Source organism: Acidihalobacter prosperus (assembly GCF_000754095.2).
Lineage (GTDB): Bacteria > Pseudomonadota > Gammaproteobacteria > DSM-5130 > Acidihalobacteraceae > Acidihalobacter > Acidihalobacter prosperus.
Genome location: NZ_JQSG02000006.1, coordinates 592,262 through 611,864 on the forward strand (window position 1 = coordinate 592,262; position 19,603 = coordinate 611,864).

The 19,603-nt window shown below is 66.1% G+C and carries 15 protein-coding genes and 1 pseudogene; 9 read left to right on the forward strand and 7 right to left on the reverse strand.

Translation table 11 applies throughout. The annotated features are described in order from the left end of the window. Window positions 1–3: 3 nt before the first annotated feature. Complete coding sequence (gene purU / locus THPRO_RS13565; RefSeq protein WP_065089751.1) at window positions 4–858, reverse strand: formyltetrahydrofolate deformylase; 855 nt, start codon at window positions 856–858, stop codon at window positions 4–6. Window positions 859–1,097: 239 nt separating this feature from the next. Between purU and arfB the strand changes: the two are divergent. Together arfB and THPRO_RS13570 are read left to right on the forward strand one after the other, a co-directional pair. Then, window positions 1,098–1,518, forward strand: a pseudogene (arfB, locus tag THPRO_RS16415) (alternative ribosome rescue aminoacyl-tRNA hydrolase ArfB). Further along, window positions 1,482–2,219 carry a DUF1045 domain-containing protein gene (locus tag THPRO_RS13570; protein ID WP_407922457.1) on the forward strand — a complete coding sequence of 246 codons (738 nt, stop codon included), beginning with the start codon at window positions 1,482–1,484 and terminating at the stop codon, window positions 2,217–2,219. Before arfB ends, THPRO_RS13570 begins: the two are co-directional and overlap by 37 nt. A 4-nt stretch (window positions 2,220–2,223) precedes the next feature. On the opposite strand, the gene THPRO_RS13575 is transcribed toward THPRO_RS13570, so the two are convergent. Beyond that, window positions 2,224–3,114, reverse strand: a complete 891-nt coding sequence (locus tag THPRO_RS13575) for a DMT family transporter (protein ID WP_038093263.1) — start codon at window positions 3,112–3,114, stop codon at window positions 2,224–2,226. Between the two features lie 76 nt (window positions 3,115–3,190). Between THPRO_RS13575 and gcvA the strand changes: the two genes are divergently transcribed. Next, window positions 3,191–4,105, forward strand: coding sequence for a transcriptional regulator GcvA (gcvA, locus tag THPRO_RS13580; RefSeq protein WP_269085376.1), 915 nt, complete (start codon window positions 3,191–3,193; stop codon window positions 4,103–4,105). A gap of 27 nt (window positions 4,106–4,132) precedes the next feature. Here gcvA and THPRO_RS13585 read toward each other — a convergent pair whose 3' ends face one another. Then, window positions 4,133–5,551, reverse strand: a complete 1,419-nt coding sequence (locus THPRO_RS13585; protein ID WP_201786998.1) for an SLC13 family permease — start codon at window positions 5,549–5,551, stop codon at window positions 4,133–4,135. Between the two features lie 141 nt (window positions 5,552–5,692). Between THPRO_RS13585 and THPRO_RS13590 the strand changes: the two genes are divergently transcribed. Continuing rightward, a complete protein-coding gene (locus tag THPRO_RS13590) occupies window positions 5,693–7,519 on the forward strand; it encodes a putative bifunctional diguanylate cyclase/phosphodiesterase (RefSeq protein WP_065089752.1) in 1,827 nt (608 codons plus the stop codon). Window positions 7,520–7,565: 46 nt separating this feature from the next. Here the strand turns inward: THPRO_RS13590 and fghA are convergent, their stop codons facing one another. The 3 genes from fghA to THPRO_RS13605 form a co-directional block, all read right to left on the reverse strand. Next, window positions 7,566–8,408 (reverse strand): S-formylglutathione hydrolase, encoded by an 843-nt coding sequence (gene fghA / locus THPRO_RS13595; RefSeq protein ID WP_038093260.1) that lies wholly within the window; start codon window positions 8,406–8,408, stop codon window positions 7,566–7,568. Between the two features lie 8 nt (window positions 8,409–8,416). Beyond that, window positions 8,417–9,526: an S-(hydroxymethyl)glutathione dehydrogenase/class III alcohol dehydrogenase gene (locus tag THPRO_RS13600; protein ID WP_065089753.1), complete on the reverse strand. Its 1,110-nt coding sequence runs from the start codon at window positions 9,524–9,526 to the stop codon at window positions 8,417–8,419. Window positions 9,527–9,850: 324 nt separating this feature from the next. Next, the gene (locus THPRO_RS13605; protein WP_038093332.1) at window positions 9,851–10,672 is read right to left on the reverse strand and encodes an ATP-grasp domain-containing protein; all 822 of its coding nucleotides are present in this window, start codon (window positions 10,670–10,672) and stop codon (window positions 9,851–9,853) included. 157 nt (window positions 10,673–10,829) lie between these two features. Between THPRO_RS13605 and THPRO_RS13610 the strand changes: the two genes are divergently transcribed. The 3 genes from THPRO_RS13610 to THPRO_RS17055 all read left to right on the forward strand — a co-directional run bounded on the left by THPRO_RS13610 (window position 10,830) and on the right by THPRO_RS17055 (window position 13,589). Beyond that, window positions 10,830–11,927, forward strand: a complete 1,098-nt coding sequence (locus tag THPRO_RS13610) for a GGDEF domain-containing protein (protein ID WP_065089881.1) — start codon at window positions 10,830–10,832, stop codon at window positions 11,925–11,927. Between the two features lie 795 nt (window positions 11,928–12,722). Beyond that, window positions 12,723–13,184 carry a GGDEF domain-containing protein gene (locus tag THPRO_RS17570; RefSeq protein ID WP_456236357.1) on the forward strand — a complete coding sequence of 154 codons (462 nt, stop codon included), beginning with the start codon at window positions 12,723–12,725 and terminating at the stop codon, window positions 13,182–13,184. A 102-nt stretch (window positions 13,185–13,286) separates the two neighbouring features. Further along, on the forward strand, window positions 13,287–13,589 hold the full coding sequence (locus tag THPRO_RS17055) for a hypothetical protein (RefSeq protein ID WP_065089755.1): 303 nt from the start codon (window positions 13,287–13,289) through the stop codon (window positions 13,587–13,589). A gap of 68 nt (window positions 13,590–13,657) precedes the next feature. Here the strand turns inward: THPRO_RS17055 and THPRO_RS13625 are convergent, their stop codons facing one another. Further along, a complete protein-coding gene (locus THPRO_RS13625; protein WP_065089110.1) occupies window positions 13,658–15,091 on the reverse strand; it encodes an IS1182 family transposase in 1,434 nt (477 codons plus the stop codon). A gap of 86 nt (window positions 15,092–15,177) precedes the next feature. On the opposite strand from THPRO_RS13625, the gene THPRO_RS13630 reads away from it, so the two are divergent. Together THPRO_RS13630 and THPRO_RS13635 are read left to right on the forward strand one after the other, a co-directional pair. Next, entirely contained in the window at window positions 15,178–18,309 is a 3,132-nt protein-coding gene (locus THPRO_RS13630; RefSeq protein ID WP_065089756.1) for a putative bifunctional diguanylate cyclase/phosphodiesterase, read from the forward strand. 82 nt (window positions 18,310–18,391) lie between these two features. Then, complete coding sequence (locus THPRO_RS13635) at window positions 18,392–19,588, forward strand: MFS transporter (protein WP_038090930.1); 1,197 nt, start codon at window positions 18,392–18,394, stop codon at window positions 19,586–19,588. Window positions 19,589–19,603 lie beyond the last annotated feature (15 nt).

Consider the following 19,603-nt stretch of genomic DNA (forward strand, 5'->3'; position numbering starts at 1 on the left):
GCGTCAGTCGAACACCACGGTCTTGTTGCCGTGGATGAGGACACGATCCTCCAGGTGATAGCGCAGGCCGCGTGCGAGGACGGATTTTTCCACGTCGCGACCGAGCCGGACGAGGTCGTCGACGGTGTCGTCGTGGGCCACGCGGATCACGTCCTGCTCGATGATGGGACCGGCGTCGAGCACCTCGGTGACGTAATGGCAGGTGGCGCCGATCAGTTTGACGCCGCGCTCGAAGGCCTTGTGGTAGGGCTTGGCGCCGACGAAGGAAGGCAGGAAGCTGTGGTGGATGTTGATCACCCGGCCGGCGTACTTCGTGCACAGATCGGGCGGCAGGATCTGCATGTAACGTGCGAGCACCACGGTATCGGCGTCGCAGCCGTCGACCAGCTTGCTGACGGCGGCGAAGGCGGCCTGTTTGTCATGCTGCGGCACCGGCACGCAGTGGTAGGGGATCCCGTGCCATTCGACGAAGTCGCGCAGATCCTCGTGATTGGAAATCACGCAGGGAATGTCGAACACCATTTCCTGGCTCCGCCAGCGGTGCAGCAGGTCCGACAAGCAGTGGTCCAGCCGGCTGGCCATCAGCACCACGCGCTTGGGCGTGGCGGCGTCGGCAATACGCCATTCCATGCCGAAACGCTCGCCGATGGGCGCGAAGCGGGTGCGGAAGCCGTCGAGGTCGAAGGGCAGCGAGTCGGCCAGGATTTCGTAGCGCATGAAAAACCAGCCGTTGGCCGCGTCCGCGTGCTGACTGGCTTCCAGTATCCAGCCGCCGTGCTCGGCGAGGAAGCCGGAAACGGCGGCGACGATTCCCACGCGGTCTTCGCAGGCCATCACGAGTCGGTAGCTGTTGGACATCAGGTTATCCCTTGATCATGAATGATGCGCGGACATTGTCGTGGACAAGTATGCGCAATAAACCTTTTGCTTGTAATGGATATGATGCCCGCGCGCTGAAGCGGGTGGCGCGGGGCGTTATGCTAGGGCCTGTTCACGGTCGAGGGTGCGGGCAATGCCGGAGGAGGCGCCTTTCGACGCGGCTTGTGGAAGCGACCGTATGTACGCCGTTGGGGCGAGAGGCCGACAAGGGTTGCAGAATGAATGCGCAAGATGACGATCTCAGAATGGCCGACGGCTTGACGATTCCCGCACGGGAGATCGAGCTGACGGCGATACGTGCGACGGGGCCTGGGGGGCAAAACGTGAACAAGGTGGCCACCGCCATCCATCTGCGCTTCGACATCCGTGCCTCCTCGCTGCCCGAATCCGTACGCGAGCGACTGCTGGCATGGTGCGACCAGCGCATCAGCCGGGAGGGTGTGATCGTGGTCAAGGCGCAGCGCTACCGCAGCCAGGAGCGCAACGTCGAGGATGCCCGGGCGCGCCTGCGCACGCTTGTCGAGGCCGCGCCGGCCGACCCGGCCCTCGCGTGGCGCGCGCGAGCGGCGCCTGGCGGGCAAGGCGTTGCGCGGGCGCACCAAATCACTGCGCGGCCGCGTGAAGGGATCGGACGATTGAACGCGCGGACCTGGAGGCGCGTGCGCGGCTGGGCCGGCGTGGTGCTGGGGTTGGGACTGCTTGCGGCGGGAGGGTGCGCGATGGCGAACGGCAAGGTGATCGCTTACGACGTGTTCCTGATCCCGGGAGACGGTCTACGTCCGCTGGTGCAGACGCTGGCGCGGCAGTTGTCGGCCCAGGGTTTGCACCCGCTATACGCGCAGGGCTACCTGCCGCACGTCACGCTGTATCTCACCGACTACCCGTCGGGGCGGCTGCCGGAGATCGAGCGACGGGTGCGTGCGCTGGCGGCGCACGAGCCTGGCTTCGACATGCGCCTCGGGCGGATCGTGGCCACGCCCAGCCACTGGCTGCTGCTTCAGGTCGGCGTCAATCGCCGCATGCGGCGTCTTGCCGATGCGGTCACCCGCGCGCTCGATCCCCTGCGCGTGTCGCACCCGCCGATGCCGGGTTGGGTGAGGGCCTATCCGGAAAAGCAGGCCGTGTTCCGCCGCTGGGGCAGTCCCAACGTGTTCGCGCAGTTCCAGCCGCACCTGACCCTGCTGACCCCCGCCGACCCGGCACGCATCGCGTCCTTCATGCGCGGGCCGGGCGGGCATTTCGCCGGCGGTCGGATCCGTGCCGTGGGCATCGGCATCGCTGAGGTCGATGCTCACGGTCAGGCGCACCGCGTGCTGTTACGGGTACCGTTCGCGCCCTAGCCGTTCAGGCTTCGGCCGGTTGCCTGCGCGGCAGCATCGCGAGCGTGACGCCGCCGATCACCAGCGCGCCGCCGACGAGTTGGGCGGCGGTCGGCAGAATGCCGACCAGGGTGTCGAGCAGCATGGCGAAGACCGGCACCAGATTGAGAAACAGCGAGGTGCGGCCCGCGCCCAGGTGGGCGATGCCGATGCTCCAGAAGAGATAGAACAGCACGGTACCGCCGATCACCATCACCGCCAGCGCGGCCAGGGCCTCGCCGCCCGGCATGCGCAGCGGCTCGCCCGAACCGAGGGCGACGAGCACCAGCAGCGCCGCGCCGGCCGCCATCACCAGCGAGGTGTTGGTCAGCGGCGGCCCGGCCGGCATGTAACGGCGGGTAAGTACGTTGTAGGCCGCCCAGGCGAAATCGGCGGCGATCATCAGCGCATCGCCGCTGGATATCTTGAGCGCCGCCAGGCGCTCCAGGCTGCCGCCCGAGATCACCACCACCACGCCGATCAGCGCCAGGGGCAGTGCGGCGAGCTGGCGCGCGGTGGGGCGTTCGCCTAGGGTGAGCGCCGCAAGCAGGGTGGTCAGCAAGGGGTTGGTGGCGAGGATCAATGCGGCGTTGGCCGGCGAGGTGTGCTGCAGGGCGAAGAAGAACAGCAGATTGAAGCCGCCGATGCCGACCACCCCGAGCATCAGGTAGATCGGACCGTGACGGCGTGCGGAACCGACCAGATCGCCGCCGCGCCAGGCCACGATGGCCATGATCAGCAGCGTGCCGAAGAGAAAGCGCGCGGCCGCCGCCCACAGCGGGGGCAGGGCGGTCATCACCGGACCGGCGAGGGTGAAATTGGCGCCGCCGAAGAACACCGCGGCGGTGACGAGCAGATAGACCAGTGCCGTGTTCATCTAAAGTTTTCCTTGAATTGAATTTCGGATGGACACAGCCTAAATTCCGTTAAACAAGACATCAAACGACATTTCATTGAGTCAATTTAAAGGAAATCTAATAGCAAGGCGTCTGCCGCCGTTGACCGCCGTGCGCGCGCTCGAGTCGGCCATCCGGCTGCGTTCGTTCACCCGCGCCGCCGAGGAACTGCATGTCACGCCCGCGGCCGTCAGCCAGCAGGTGCGGCAGCTTGAAGAATTGCTCGGCATCAGCCTGTTTCGCCGCGGTCGCGAACTGCAGCCCAGCGATGCGGCGCTGGCCGCGTTGCCGCTGCTGAGCGAAGGATTCGAACGTCTGTACGAGGGCATCGGGCGGCTGCGCGGCGCCGATGCCGGCCGGCCTCTGGTGGTTTCCTGTCCGCCGGTGTTCGCCGCACGCTGGCTGGTGCCGCGATTGGACGATTTCCAGGCCAGACATCCCGAGATCGAACTGCGCCTGTCGCCGACCCGCCGTGCGGTCGATTTCCGCATCGAGGACGTCGACGCGGCGGTGCGCTTCGGCGCCGGGCCGTTTGCCGGACTGCATGCCGAGCGCCTGATGCCGGAATCCATCGTGCCGGTGGCCTCGCCGGCGCTCGCCGCCGGTCTGCGCACGCCGCACGATCTGTTGCGCGTGACCTTGTTGCAGGACGACCAGCAGGAGCTGGAACTCGGCATGCCGGACTGGGAGACCTGGCTGGCTTCGCTGGGCGTCGATGTGGACGGTCCGCTGCGCACGCGCTACGTCGGCGATCTCAATCTTTCGATCCAGGCTGCGGTGTCCGGTATCGGCGTGGCCTTGAGCTGGCGCAGCCTGGTGTCGGACGAGCTGAAGGCCGGCCGCCTGGTCCATCTGTTCGACGGCGCGGTGCCCACCGATCATGTGTATCACTTCGTGGCGCCGCCCGCGCGTCTGCAACGGCCGGAGGTTGAGGCCTTCCGCGACTGGCTGCTGGCGCAGGCGGAGCGCTAGGCGCGGCGGGGGGCGTTTCCGGCGAACTCAAAGCCAGCCGAGCACGTGCCACCACAGATAATCGAGCGGCAGCAGCACCGTCAGGCTCAGCGCGGCCAACGCCAGCAGCAGGCGCAAGGCGGGCAGCAGCGATTCGCCACCCAGCTGCATCGCCACTACCAGCGGCGCGGATTGGTAGGGGAACAGCGCGGTGGAAAAGCCCAGAACCTGAGTCATCAGCACGGTTTCGACCGGCAGTCCGGAGGCGGCTGCCATCTTGCCGGCCAGCGGGGTCAGCACGGCGGGCACGCCGGGCAGGGTGGTGAAGATGCCGGTGACCAGCGAAACCAGGGTCAGCGAGGCGAAGTCTCGCAACGGATGTCCCGGTGCCAGCGGCAGCACCTGAGCGAGCAGGTGGGCAAAGCGCGCGCCGAGGCCGGTGTAAGTGACGACCGCGCCGAAGCCGATGACCCCGGCGACGAAGAAGAGCGAATTGAAGTTGATGCCCTCGCGGAAGGCGGCGGGCCCGACCATGCCGAATCGCGGCAGCATCAGGATCAACGCCGCCGCGAGCGCCACCCAGGCCGGCGAGAGATGGTTGATCGAATCGGTCATCCACAACGCCAGGGCCGCTGCCAGTACGCCGGCGAGCAGGCGCTCGTCGCGGCTCAGGGGGCGTTTGACGGTCGCAGGCCTGGCGGCAGGCCGCGTGCGGTCGGGATAGAGCCAGGCCACGAGCAGGGTCAGCACGACCGCCTTGAGCAGGCCCAGCACCGGAAAGTGGAGCAGCAGATATTCGCCGTAACTGGGCGAGAGATGGAGCTGGGTCTCGGCGCTGCCGGCAAGCACCATATTCGGTACGTTGGCGGTGAGGATGGCGAAGGCGGGAATCTGGCAACCGAAGGCGGCGGCCAGCACCACGCCGGTGCGGCCGCGCGAGCCGGGCTCGAAGCCGGCATGCTCGGCCACGGACAGCGCAATCGGCACCAGCAGGGCCACACGCCCGAGCGAGGATGGCATCAGGAAGCTGAGCACGACCCCGACGGCGACGAGTCCGCCGAGCAGGGCGAGATAGTGGTGAGTGATGCGGTCGGCCATCTGCCTGGCGATGCGTGCGCCCAGGCCGGTACGGTCGATCGCCAGCCCCAGCACCAGCCCGGAGAACACCAGCCAGAGCGCCGGCGAACTGAAGCCGGAGAAGACTTCGCCGGCCGGCGCCACCGACAGCAGCATCGCGAGCAGCATGAACCACAGTGCGGTGAGGTGCTCCGGTAGGGCGCCGGTGGCCCAGAAGCCGATGGTCAGCACCAGCAGCGCGGCGCCGCGCGCGGCGTCGGTGTCCAGCCCGAAAAGCGGGTGGGCGAACAGCACGGCGGCCAGCAGGGCGGCGAGCGAGATCGCCGCCCTGCGAAGCCGACGGGACCAGTGCGCCAGGCGCTTATCGTGCGAGGCAGGCATGTCGGGCATGAAAAATGCTGTCCGTAATATGCGTGAAGGCGGGCATTCTTGACCCGGTGTGCGGGCGTTGCAATCACAATGACGAATCGGCGTGCACTTGCGGTATCCTGAGCCGCTTGAGCGTGCCGATATGGAGCGACTGGAAGGGGCATGGAAAACGCGGGCACATTGAATCTGGCGGCGGTGCTCAAGGCTTTGTCGCGCGAGTCGCGTTTCGAGGATTATTTCCGCAAGGCGGCAGGCGCTGCGGCGAGTTGCTGCGGCGCCGATGGCGCGGCCTTGATCGTGCGCGACGGCGACACCATGCAGTACCGCTTCTTTCTGGGCGTGCCGCCGGCCTTCAGCAAGCGTTTCATGGGCTATCGCTACCCCGTGGAACAGGGCGTTTCCGGCCAAGTGCTGCGCACCGGCCAGTCCCGCTTCGTGGGCGATTATGCGCATTCGTCGATGGCGATGGAGATATTCGTCGCGGCCGGGCTGCGCGCCAATCTTGCGGTGCCGGTGCGCTGGCCGGACGGCGAGATGGCCGCCGTGCTGGCCGTGTCCTGGTTCGGCAGCCGCACCAACCTGCCCGACCCCGAGGCCCTGGAAACCGTCGAGGCGCTGGCCGGCCTCATCGGCGCGGCGCTGCTGCGCGAGGAAATGGAGTCGCGCCTGCGCAGGCAGGCCATGAGCGATTCGCTGACCGGCCTGCCCAACCGGCATGCCCTGCCCGAAGTACTGGAAGGGGCCATGAACCGGGCGCGGCGTCAGGAACGCATGCTCAGCGTCATTGTGATCGATATCGACGGCTTCAAGGCGGTGAATGATCGCCTCGGTCACCATTTCGGCGATTTGTTGCTCAAGAGCTGCGCCGATCGCCTGCGCGAGATCGTGCGCCGCGGCGATACCGTGGTGCGCATGGGCGGCGACGAGTTTCTGGTGCTCTCGGAAGGTATCGGGCGCGTGAGCGAGGTCGAGGCGCTGTGCCGGCGCATCGACCTCGCCCTGCGTCTGCGCATGACCGTCGAAGGCCGCCGCGTGGGGGTGCGTCCGAGTATCGGCGTGGCCATGCTGATGGACGACGAGGGTGATGCCGATACCCTGATCCACCAGGCCGACATGGCGATGTACAGTGCCAAGGCCGACGGCGGCGGCTACCGCTTTTACGGCTACGAGATCGACCGCCATCTGCAGGCCCGGCGCGCGACCCGCGAGGCGCTGGAGTCGGCTCTGCAGGAGAACCGCCTCGCGCTGTATCTGCAGCCGATCGTCGACCTGCGCGATGGCCGCCCCGTCGGCGCTGAGGCGCTGCTGCGCTGGGTGCGGGCGGACGGCACGGTTCTCGCGCCGGACAGCTTTCTCTGGGCCGTGCACGATGATCCGCTGATGGAGCAAATCGGTCGCTGGGTCATCGTGACCGGCGTGGCGCTGCTGCGCGCCTGGCAGTGCCGCGAGGCCCTGTCGGGCATGACCCTGGCGCTCAACGTGTCGGATTGGGAGCTGCGCAAAAAGGGTTTTTGCGAATCACTCGATCAGCTCACGGCCGGGGAGCATCCCATCGATTACGACCGCCTGCACCTGGAGATCGTCGAGACCGCCGCGCTCAGCGACCGCAAGGAAATCGTCGACGTGCTGTCGCAGTGCGTGGCGCGCGGCATTTCGGTCTACCTCGACGATTTCGGCACCGGGCACGCCAGTCTTTCCCATCTGAGCGAAATGCCGGTCAGCGGGGTCAAGATCGACCGCCGCTTCGTGGCCCAGATCGACAACGTCAGCCAGAGCCGCAGTCTGGTGCAGGCGATCATCGGCATGGCGGAGCCCTTCGGTCACGCGGTCGTGGCCGAGGGGATCGAGCGCCCCGAGCAGACCGAACAGCTGCTCGGTCTGGGTTGCCGCTATGGTCAGGGTTATCTGTACGGCCGGCCGATGCCGGCGGACGCATTCTGCGACTGGGCGGCCGCGCAACACGCGGCGCGCGAACCCGGGCTGGCGTGAGCCGTGTCGGGGGGCGGTGGCGCACCCCGACACGGCAGGACGGGCGCTATTTCAGCGCGGCCGCATGGTAGGCGAGGTGCTCGCCGATGAAGCTCGCGATAAAGTGGTAGCTGTGGTCGTAGCCTGCCTGCATGCGCAGGGTGAGCGGGAAATCGCGCGCGCGGCAGGCGGTTTCGAGATCCTGCGGATAGAGCTGGTCGGGCAGGAATTCGTCGTCGGTGCCGTGGTCGATCAGCAGCGGGATGGGCGCGGCGCCGGCGGCGACCAGTTCGGTCGCGTCGTAGGCCTTCCAGGCCTCGCGGTCGTCGCCCAGATAAGCGCCGAAGCAGCCCTCGCCCCAGCCGCACACCGTCGGGTGGCAGATCGGCGCGAAGGCCGACACCGAGCGGTAGGCGCCGGGATTCTTCAGCGCGCAGATCAGCGCGCCGTGGCCGCCCATCGAATGCCCGGAGATGGACTTCAACCCTGGCACCAGCGGGAAGTGCGCCTCGACCAGCGCCGGCAGTTCGCGGGTGACGTAGTCGTACATGTGGTAGTGCTCGGACCACGGCGCCTGGGTGGCGTTGACGTAGAAACCTGCGCCCTGACCGAGGTCGTAGCGCTCGGGCACGTCGGGCACGCCCTCGCCGCGGGGGCTGGTGTCGGGGATGACCAGCGCGAGACCGAGTTCCGCGGCGTAGCGCTGGGCGCCGGCCTTGGTGCGGAAGTTGTCGTCCGTGCAGGTCAGGCCGGACAGCCAGTAGACCGCCGGCACCGGTCCCTGCTCGGCCTGCGGCGGCAGGTAGATCGAGAAGGTCATCGGGCAACGGCAGCTCGCCGAGTCGTGGCGGTAGCGCTCCAGCCAGCCGCCGCTTTCCTTGATGCGTTCGATGCGTTCGAGTGAGCTCATGGCCGGCCTTAGAAGAGGATGACGGAACGGATGCTCTTGCCCTCGTGCATGAGGTCGAAGGCGCGGTTGATGTCTTCCAGCGGCATGGTGTGGGTGACCATTTCGTCGATCTTGATCTCGCCGCTCATGTAGCGCTCGACGTAGTCGGGCAGCTGGGTGCGGCCCTTGACGCCGCCGAAGGCGGTGCCCTTCCAGGTGCGCCCGGTGACCAGCTGGAACGGACGGGTGTGGATCTCCTGGCCGGCACCGGCGACGCCGATGATGGTGGAGACGCCCCAGCCCATGTGGCAGCACTCCAGCGCCTCGCGCATGACCTCGACGTTGCCGATGCACTCGAAGGAGTAGTCGACGCCGCCGTGGGTCATTTCCTTGATCGCCTCGGTGGTGCTGACGCCGAGTTCCTTGGGGTTCACGCAGTCGGTGGCGCCGAGGGCACGGGCCATCTCGAATTTCTCCGGGTTGATGTCCACGGCGATGATGCGCCCGGCCTTGGCCATCACCGCGCCCTGGATGGCGGACAGGCCGATGCCGCCGAGGCCGAACACGGCCACCGTCGAGCCCGGCTCGACCTTGGCGGTGTTGAGCACCGCGCCGATGCCGGTGGTGACGCCGCAGCCGAGCAGGCAGACCTTGTCCAGCGGCGCGGCCTTGTTGATCTTGGCCAGCGCGATCTCCGGCACCACGGTGTATTCGCTGAAGGTCGAGCAGCCCATGTAGTGGAAGATGTCCTGGCCGCGGGCTTTGAAGCGTCGGGTGTGGTCGGGCATGTAGCCGCTCCACAGCGTGCCGGCGATGGTCTGGCACAGGTTTGTCTTGTCGGACAGGCAGTATTCGCAGTGGCCGCACTCGGGGATGTACAGCGGGATCACGTGGTCGCCGACGGCGAGGCTCTTCACGCCGGGGCCGACCTCGACCACCTCGCAACCGCCCTCGTGGCCGAGGATGCAGGGGAAGGCGCCTTCCGGGTCGTCGCCTGACAGGGTGAAGGCGTCGGTGTGGCACACGCCGCTGGCATGCACCTTGAGCAGGACTTCGCCTTCCTTGGGCCCTTCGACCTCGACCTCTTCGATGACCAGGGGCTTGCGGGGTTCCCAGGCGACGGCGGCTTTGGCTTTCATGTTGATCGACTCCTTGTCCGGTGTGCAAACGGGTCGCTGCGGGTGCGGCTCCCCCGAAGACTGCCCGCCGGCGTGTCGGCTGGACGCGGCCGCGGGGCGGGTGTGGCGAATGGAACGTGACGGGAAAGGCCGCAGGGGCCTGTCTGCCGAGGGCGGCATTTTATGCCCGATGGCCCGAAACCGCCATGCGGCCCCGGGCCGGGCTTTCATTGCCAATATTTATTTAATTTGTTGTTTTTTTATTGTTTTTTTTGGATTCAGCGGGATTGCCGATGGTGATATAGGGAAAAACGATAAGACGGCCCGCCTTGCCGGTCGCTGCGTTCAGGCGGCGGTGGGCCACACCGGGGTGGGGCGAATGGGGTCATGGGGACCATGATGGTCGCCCTGCGTGCGGAGGTGATCGAGTATGGCGCCGGCGAGCCGATCGAGGCGGCCGTTGAGCCCCTGGTAGCCGAACAGGCGGTTGAATTCGAGTACGTAGGGATGACCTCCGACCATCGCGATATCGAAGCCGGCGTGGTCGATACCGAGCGTGCGTGCGAGCAGCAGGGCGAGTTCGATCGCCGCCGGAGGGACCGGGTCGTCGCCGATGCGGCCGCCGCGCGCGAGGTTGTTGTGGAAGCTGCGGGCGGACTGCAGGCGCCAGTAAGCGGCCACGACTTCGCTGCCGGCGATCACCACGCGCAGGTCGCGGTCGATGGGCAGGTATTCCTGCGCGTATATCGTCGGCGTGGCCGCGAGATAGCGCGTCCAGTCGGCGTGCGATTCGATCAGAGACACGCCTTCGCCCATGCTGCTGCGGGGGATTTTGGCAACGAAGGGCGGCGTCAGCGTGGACCATAGCCGGTCGGCATCGTCCGGTGTGTTGGCGGCGATGACGGTTTCGGGCACGTGACGCGGCGCCACCGCCTGGAAGGCTCGCGTCATCTCGATCTTGTCGTGACCGAGCAGGTAGCTCGACAGACTCGGGAAGATGCGTTTGCGCAGGGCGAACACCAGGGTGCCGAGCTGCCAGAATTCCGGGAACAGTACCCAGTCGGCGGCATCGACCAGCGCCTGCTGATGCAGGAAGTGCTCGGGTTTGACGTAATGGATGCCGGGCAGTCCGAGGGTTCGGAAAGCATCGAAGGAGACCAACCGCATGTAGCGCCTGCCAATCATAGGATGCGCGGATTATACTTCGCGTGCTGACTGTAGTGGAATACACCCGTACGGGTATGGAGCGACGCCGTTGCCACGATGGGCGGCATACATAACGACCGGCCCGGTCATCGCGGGCGGCATGCACTCCGAGGCACTCATGACCGACGCCGTGATCCGCGACATTGCGCGCGATCTGAGCCGTAGCGACGAGTTCGTCAGGACCAAGATCCGGTTTCTCGACATCGCCACGCCGATCGGTGTGGCGGTGGCCTTGCTGATGAGCTATATCGAGCTGCAGCAGGTGCCGTGGTTCCGCGTGCTGCCCGCGATGCTGTTCCCGCTGTTCGCCCCTTTTCTGCTGTATCGCATCCATCGCGGCGGCTACCGCGGCTACGAGCAGGGTCTCACCGGTTTTGCGCTGCTGATCAGCGCGCAGCAGCTGCTTGGCGCGCTGTTCACGCTCAACGAGCTGGTCGCGCTAATCTGGTTTCCGGTCTTCCCGCTGACCTACATCTTCCTACTGGGTTATGAGCGCGCCATCCGCTGGAATGCGGTCGTGATGACAGGTCTTGTCGCCGGCTATCTGTTGTTCCCGGTCGTCAACCATGGCATGCACCCGGTGCCGCCGATGGCCTTCGTCGCCGGGTTGCTGGCATATGCCTTCGCGACGTTGCTGGCTTGGCACGATCACCGCGAGGTGAGCACATATCAGCGCCGTCTGTACGAGCAGGCGAGCTACGACGCGTTGACGGGCGCGATGATGCGCGAGCCGGGGCTTGAGGTGCTGGCGCGCTGCATGGCGCAGGTGGATCGGCGTCCCGGCGAGGCGGTCAGCGTGGCGCTGCTGGATCTGGACGATTTCAAGCGCATCAACGACGAAGAGGGCCACCAGGCGGGCGACCGGGTGCTGCGCGGCGTGGCGGCCGAAGTGCGCGGGCACATTCGGCGGGGCGATTATCTGGTGCGCCTGGGCGGCGAGGAATTCCTGATCGTGTTTCCGGGTATGCGCGCGGAGGCGGCGTATGCGCTGTCGGACGGTCTGCGTGAACGGATACCGGCGGTGACGGACGGATTGAGCCGGCGCCCGGTGACCGCGAGCATCGGGCTGGTGCAATACCGCGGCGGCGAGACGGCGGGCCAGTTGCTCGGTCGTGCGGACGTGCTGATGTATGCCGCCAAGACCGGCGGCAAGAACCGCGTCTGCCGCGAGGCGCCCCCCGCGGCTGGGCAAACCGCCACCGGTGCGATCGCATGACGGGGTCGCCACCGGCGTGGCTCCGTCTTCGGCCGCCGATCTGAGAGGGAAGACGACATGGCAAAGGCGTCGCCTGACCGGGCAGGCTACGAGGTGGGCGGCGTCGGAAACCGTGCCGAGCGCATCCGTTTTCTGTTCGTGATCGTGCCGCTCGGCGTGGTGGCCTCGCTGGTGATGTTCTATATCGAGTCCCGCCATGGCGAGACGCCGCTGACCCTGCGTACGTTGCCGTCGCTCGTATTCCCGATTTGTGCGCTGCCGCTGTGGTACTGGATGTCGCGCAGCACGGGTACCGGTGAGCGTATCTTCGGCGTCATGGCGCTGTTGATCACGCTGTCGCTGCTCTGGGGCAGTCTGTTCAATTTCGATTCGCCGATCTTGCTGGTCTGGATACCGGTGATGCCCTTGGCCTACGTGCTACTGCTCGGACATGTGCGTTCGCTCCGCTGGAGCGCCGGCTTGATGGCCGGCCTGAGCGCGATCTATGTCCTGTTTCCGGCCATCAACCAGGGGGCGCAACCGGTGGCGCCGACGGTATTCGGGGTTTCGCTGCTCGCGGCCGGGGTTTCGATGATGCTGTCCTGGCACCACTATCGCGAGCTGAGCGTGTACCAGCGGCGCCTGCGCGAGCAGGCGAGCTACGACGCGTTGACCGGCGCGATGATGCGCGAGCCGGGGCTTGAGGTGCTGGCGCGCTGCATGGCGCAGGTGGATCGGCGTCCCGGCGAGGCGGTCAGCGTGGCGCTGCTNGGCGCGATGATGCGCGAGCCGGGGCTTGAGGTGCTGGCGCGCTGCATGGCGCAGGTGGATCGGCGTCCCGGCGAGGCGGTCAGCGTGGCGCTGCTGGATCTGGACGATTTCAAGCGCATCAACGACGAAGAGGGCCACCAGGCGGGCGACCGGGTGCTGCGCGGCGTGGCGGCCGAAGTGCGCGGGCACATTCGGCGGGGCGATTATCTGGTGCGCCTGGGCGGCGAGGAATTCCTGATCGTGTTTCCGGGTATGCGCGCGGAGGCGGCGTATGCGCTGTCGGACGGTCTGCGTGAACGGATACCGGCGGTGACGGACGGATTGAGCCGGCGCCCGGTGACCGCGAGCATCGGGCTGGTGCAATACCGCGGCGGCGAGACGGCGGGCCAGTTGCTCGGTCGTGCGGACGTGCTGATGTATGCCGCCAAGACCGGCGGCAAGAACCGCGTCTGCCGCGATGGCGATGTGGGCGATGGCCTGTCCGGGCAGACTGAACCCATCCTCTGATGAGGGGTATACTGCCGCAAACGGTTGCCGTGACACGATCATGGACGGAGTGTGTCGGTGCGGGGCGCCGATCGGAATGCGGGCGGGGGTGCAGTGGCGCAAATGAAGGATGCATCAGGAGAACTGACCCGACTGATTCAGGCGCTGGAACCTCTGCTGTTGACGGCGGCCGACAAGCGCTCGCTGCTGCAAGGCATGCTGGAGGCGGCGACCCGCTTCCCGGGTATCGACGGCGGGTGGTACGGCTGCGCCGACAGTGACGGCCGGCTCCAGCCCGCTCTCACGGCCGGGACCGATGCGGCGGATGAGGGGGCGCCGCATGAGCGTGCCGGGCGCGGGAAGCGGCTGCCACCTTTCGCTTGCGAGTGGCCGAGGCCGTGTCAAAACCGCCGATCTGGGTCTTAAGCTAATCAGCTGGCCCCTTCAGTAGAAACCTGTGGTGCTGAATAAAGAAGGGATTGGCGCGCCGGGTTTCACCCAGCCTGGATGGCCTGGATCAGGTTTTGCGTTCCCATCAGGTTCATCATGCGCTTGAGGTTGTAGGCCAATACATGCAGGCTCATCTCGGTACTCACATGTTCCAGGGTTCGGGTCAGGAAGTGCGTGTGGCCCATCCATGATTTAATCGTTCCGAATGGATGCTCGACCGTTTGTCTTCGGATGCGCATGCTCTGCGGCGCCTGATCCAGACGTCTTTGCATGGCTTCGAGGACATCCTGATGCTCCCAACGACTGACCCGTCGATAATCACCGGGCGTGCATTGGGATTTAATGTCGCACCGTGGGCAATGTGAGCTCCAGTAACGATGGATCTTCAGGCCACCTTCTGTGCTGACATAACGCCAGATCAAACGTTGTCCGGCAGGACAGCGATATTCATTGTTGGTCGCATCATAGATAAAGTCCGCCTTGTCGAAGCGGCCATCAGCTCGGGCGCCCGACGTCGTGGTCTTCGGCACGATGGCGGTAATGCCCGCCTCATGACAGGCCAGGATCTGTTCGCTTTTGTAATACCCCCGATCCGCAATGACTGTCAGATCCGTTTCACCCGTGGCCGTTCGAGCGTGTTCTGCCATCGTTGTGAGCTGGTCACGATCACTGCCGTGCGAGGTCACCGCATGGGCGACAATCAGGTGATGTTGCGCATCAACCGCAGTCTGGACGTTATAACCAACGATCCCTGCGCCACGGCTCTTCATGGAACGTGCATCCGGATCGGTCTGTGAGAGTTGGCCATCTGGACTCGCATTGAGTTCGGTCTCGATGGCCTGCAGCTGCTTCATCTGTGACTTGAGCGCTAAGATCTTGTCCTGAAGACGCCCTGACTGGGCCCGGGCCACCTCATCTTCCTGACGATCGGCCGTGTCCAGATCCACCAGATAACGCTGGATGCTCTTGTCGATCTCTTCCATTCGACGCTTGAGCTTAGCCTTCGTGAAGTTCCGGTCCCGGTTGTTCACCGCCTTAAACTTGCTCCCGTCGATGGCCACCAGGGCTTCGGAGAACAAACCCAGCTGACGGCACAGATACACAAACTGGCGACAGACATTACCGATGGCCTGTCCATGTTCCTGGCGAAAGCGGGCAATGGTCTTGTGATCCGGCATCAGGCGACCGGTCAGCCACATCAGCTCGACGTTGCGCTGGGCCTCACGCTCAAGACGACGCGAGGATTGCACCCGGTTGAGATACCCATAGATGTAAAGCTTGAGAAGAACGGCCGGATGGTAACCGGGACGTCCCGTAGACGCCGGCTCAACCCCGGCAAATCCCAGCGCACCCAGATCCAGTTCATCGACAAAGACATCAACCACACGAACCGGGTTGGCATCGCTGACATAATCATCAAGGACTTCTGGAAACAAGACGCTTTGCGTACGGCTCTGACCTTCAATAAAACGCTTCATCCCGCCCCCAGAAATCTGCCTTCAAACTTAGATCAAATGGGACTCTCTTGGTTCACGTTTTGACACACCCTGGGCCGCTTGCCGTCGTGAGCGACTGGGCGACGGACCCCCGGGCGGAGGCGTGGCGCGAGGTCTACCCCGAGTGGGCGTCGGCCGCAATTTTTCCCCTGTCCGGGGATGCGGATCCGCAGGACTGTCTCGTGTTCCATAGCCGCCGGGTGGGTGTGTTCGCGGATTGCGACGTGCCCGTTTGGACGCATTTCGCACGCCTGCTCGCGCTTGCCCTCCAGCGCTGCCGCGGCCAAGCGTCGGAGCAGGCCTATGCGTGCCTGCTCGACGCCATCGTCCGTTCGCATGAGACCTTCGACCCGGGTGCCGATGAGGCCGCAATTGCCGATCGTTTCGTCGGCATCCTGCACGAGTCGTCGCTGTTCCCCTTCGTCTGGGTCGGGCGCAAGCAGCCGAACGGGGCGCTGGAGGTGTTGGCCAGTCGAGGCGTGAGTCCGGAAATCAAGGCGATCTATCTCGATGCGCACCGTGCGGCTCAGGCGGCCGGCATGCCGATGCTGATCGACCGCGTCATGGAGAGCGGCGAATCGCAATGGCGCGAGGACTACCAGCAGGAGGGAATTCTCGATAACCCGGGGATGCGGGAGTGGCGTGAGCAGGTCGATGCCTATGGCCTGCGTCTGGTGGCCATGAGCCCGATCCCCGTAGGCGGCTCGATCTGGGGCGTACTGGCGACCAATAGCTTCGCGCGCGTGGTCGACTTCGAACGACTGCTGCCGGTGCTGGAGCGCGGTGCGCGCACACTGGGTCTCGCGATCGAGCGTCAGGCCCGCGAACGCGAGCTGCGCGATGCCCTGGCCGATCTGCATCTGGAATCCCGTGCGATCGAGGCGGCGCAGCAGGGCATTTCCATTGCGGACATGCGCCAGCCGGAGCAGCCGCTTATCTACGTCAACCCGGCCTTCACGCGCATCACGGGCTATACCGCGGCAGAGGTCCTCGGGCGTAATTGCCGCATGTTGCAGGACGATACCGCGGACGCCGCCGTGCGCGCGCTGCTGCGCGACGCGATCGAGGCTCGTCGGCCCGCGACGGTGGTGCTGCAGAACCGGCACAAGGATGGCCATCACTTCTGGAACGAGATATCCCTGTCACCCGTGGTGTCGGACGAGGGCGAGCTGACTCATTACATCGGCCTGCAGACGGACGTGTCCGACCGCATGCGGGAGGAAATCTATCGCCGGCAGATGACCAGCGTGGTCGAAAACATGCAGGAGGGCGTCGTGTTCACCGATGCCGGTCTGCGCATGCTCAACGTCAATCCGGCCTTCGTCCGCATCACCGGCCATGACCGCGACGAAGTACTCGGGCAGACCCTGGAACTGCTGCGTTCCGACCGCCACGACCAGGACGGCTACGGCGAAATGCGCGAAGCACTCGAAACCGTCGGCTGCTGGCAGGGCGAACTCTGGAACCGCCGCCGCAACGGCGAGGCCTACCCTGGACAGCTGAGCATCAGCGCGGTACGCAATGACCAGGGCACGGTTCTGCACTATGTCGGCGTGTTCACCGACATCACCGCGCTCAAGGAGCGCGAGATGGCGTTGCAGCAGGCCGCGACGCGCGATTTCCTCACCGGCCTGCCGAACCGCTTCGCCCTCGATCAGCGTCTGGAGGCCTGTCTGCCCCGCGCACTGCGCCAGCAGACCCTGTTGGCCATCGGGCTGCTCGACCTGGACGGTTTCAAGGCGGTCAACGATACCTACGGGCACGACGTCGGCGATCTGCTGCTGCGTCAGCTTGCGGATCGGCTGCGCCGGGTGTTGCGCAGCTCCGATTTTCTCGCGCGGCTGGGCGGCGACGAATTCGTGTTGTTGATGGAGGATATTCGTCGCTGGGCCGATGTCGAGCAACTGCTGGAGCGCATCGGCAGCGTGTTCGATGCGCCGTTCCATGTGGGGCAGCACGAGGTGGACATGAAGGCAAGCCTCGGCCTCACCCTTTATCCGCTGGACGACTCCAAGCCGCGCGATCTGATGCGGCATGCCGATCACGCGCTTTATGCCGCCAAGGGACGGGACCGGGTGCGCGGGCTGTTCTATACGCTGTACGCCTACAATCCTGCCGTCCACGATGCGGCCGAACCCCTGCCGGAGGCCGGCCAGATGCCGCAACCGCTCAAGCGGCTGGCGCCGCAGGATCTGACGGTGTACTACCAGCCCGTGATCGAATTGCCGGCGCGTAGCATGAGCGGCGTCGAGGCGCTGGCGCGGCTGCATCATCGCCAGGGCACGAGGGGACCGGACGATTTTCTCGCCCAACTGGCCCCGGTGGATGTGCGCAGGACCAGTTTCGTGGTGCTCGATCAGGCGCTGGCCCAGTTGCGTCGTTGGGAGGGTGCGGGGCTGTCGCTCGGCGTTTCCGTCAATTTCGAGCCTCTGGACCTGCTGGCGCCGAGCACGGCGCTGGCGATCCAGTCGCGCCTGGAGGCGCACGATATAGACCCCGCGCGTCTGACCATCGAAATCATCGACAGCGGCCGACTTTTCGCCGATCCGGCGATGCGCGAGCGCCTGCAGACGCTCAAGGCGCTCGGTATCGGCCTCGCCCTCGATGATCTTGGCAGCGCCTATGCCAGCCTGGAGCGATTGAGGAGCCTGCCGTTCGACAGCCTCAAGCTCGATCGCGGTTTCGGTATCGGCCTTGATCGACGTCCCGCCGATCTGCGTTTTCTGCTGGGCCTCGTCGATCTGGCGCAGAGTCTTGGCGTATCGCTGGTGGTGGAGGGTGTCGACTCGCCCGAGACGTTGGCGGCGGTGCAGACCCTGGGCGTCCATCGCGTGCAGGGCTACTTCCTCTCGCCTCCCCTGAGCGGCGAGGAGCTGGCATCGCATCGGCCGGCATTCGATGCCACGACTGCGGGCGATCCGTTGATGCCCGCCTACGCGGGTCATTTGCTCTGGGCGCGCGGTCTGCGCGGCCGGTTGCAGACAGGTACCGTCACGAGCGCGGGCGACGAATCGCCTTTGCGCGCCGTGGCGCCGCGGTTGCCCGGATTGGGCGCGCTGCTGGATCGTTATCCGCCGATACTGACCGATGCGGTGGCTTCCCGGCTGCCGGCGGATGCGGCCGTATTGCTGGCCGATGCCGTGGAGCGTGAAATCCAGCGGGTGCTGGAAGGCGTTTACGAGGCGGCCGCAGCGGGTTGAGCGGGGAGTGCGCGCGCCGGGATTCCGGTACGCGCGCAGGTGGCGTATCCTGCCCGCCCCAGTCGAAAGATCGGCATGCCCCGTGAGCCAACCTCCTGCCCTCGAAACCGCCCCGGTCGCCCGCAATCAGGGCATCAGCCCGGCCCTCGTACTGACCATGGCCGTCGCAACCGGCGTCACGGTCGCCAACATCTACTATGCGCAGCCGCTGCTCGACACCTTGGCCAAGGCCTTCGGCGTGCCGATTCATACCGCGGGTCTGATCGTCACCGTCACCCAGCTGGGTTATGCCGCCGGCCTGATGCTGCTGGTGCCGCTCGGCGATCTGGTCGAGCGACGCGGGCTGGTGGTGACGGTCACGCTGTTGACCAGCATCGCCCTGATCTGCGCCGCCCTGGCGCCGAACATCGAGCTGTTCTTCGCCGCCTCGCTGGCGATCGGCGTCACCTCCGTGGTGGTGCAGATTCTCGTGCCCTTCGCCGCCCATCTGGCCGCCGATCACGCGCGCGGTCGCGTGGTCGGCAGGGTGATGAGCGGGCTATTGCTTGGCATCCTGCTGGCGCGCACGGTCTCCGGGCTGATGTCCGACGCCTTCGGCTGGCGCAGCATGTTCTGGGTCGCCGCCGGTGCGATGCTGATCCAGGCCGCGGTGCTCGCGCGCGTGTTGCCGCGGGATCCGGGCAAGGCGCGAGTGTCCTATCCGGCATTGCTGCGTTCGGTCCTGCACCTGCTGCGCGACGAGCCGGTGCTGCGCCGGCGCATCGTCTACGGCCTCTGCGTCTTCGCGAGCTTCAGCGCCCTGTGGACCGCCTTGCCCTTCCTGCTGGCAGCGCCGCCCTACGGTTACAGCCTGGCGCGCATCGGTGCCTTCGGCCTGCTCGGAGTGGCCGGCGCGATGGCCGCCTCGTTCGCCGGGCATCTGCACGATCGCGGCCACGCCCGCATCGCCACCGGCGGCTTCATCGCGCTGGTGATGCTGGCTTTCCTGCTGATGGGTGCGTTTCCGCATGCCCTGCTCGCGTTGGTGGTCGGCGTCGTGGTGCTCGATCTTGGCGTGCAGGGGACGCAGATTCTCAATCAGAGCGCGATCTACCAGCTCGATGCGGCCGCGCGCAGCCGCCTGACCACCGCCTACATGACCTGCTATTTCGCCGGCGGCGCCGCCGGATCCGCCGGCGCGGCCTACGCCTACAGCCTGGCCGGCTGGGTTGGCGTGTCTGCGGTTGGCGCAGCGGCGCCGCTGCTCGCGCTGCTGTTCTGGTTCAGCGAGCGGCGCTAGGATGCGCGCTCGTTC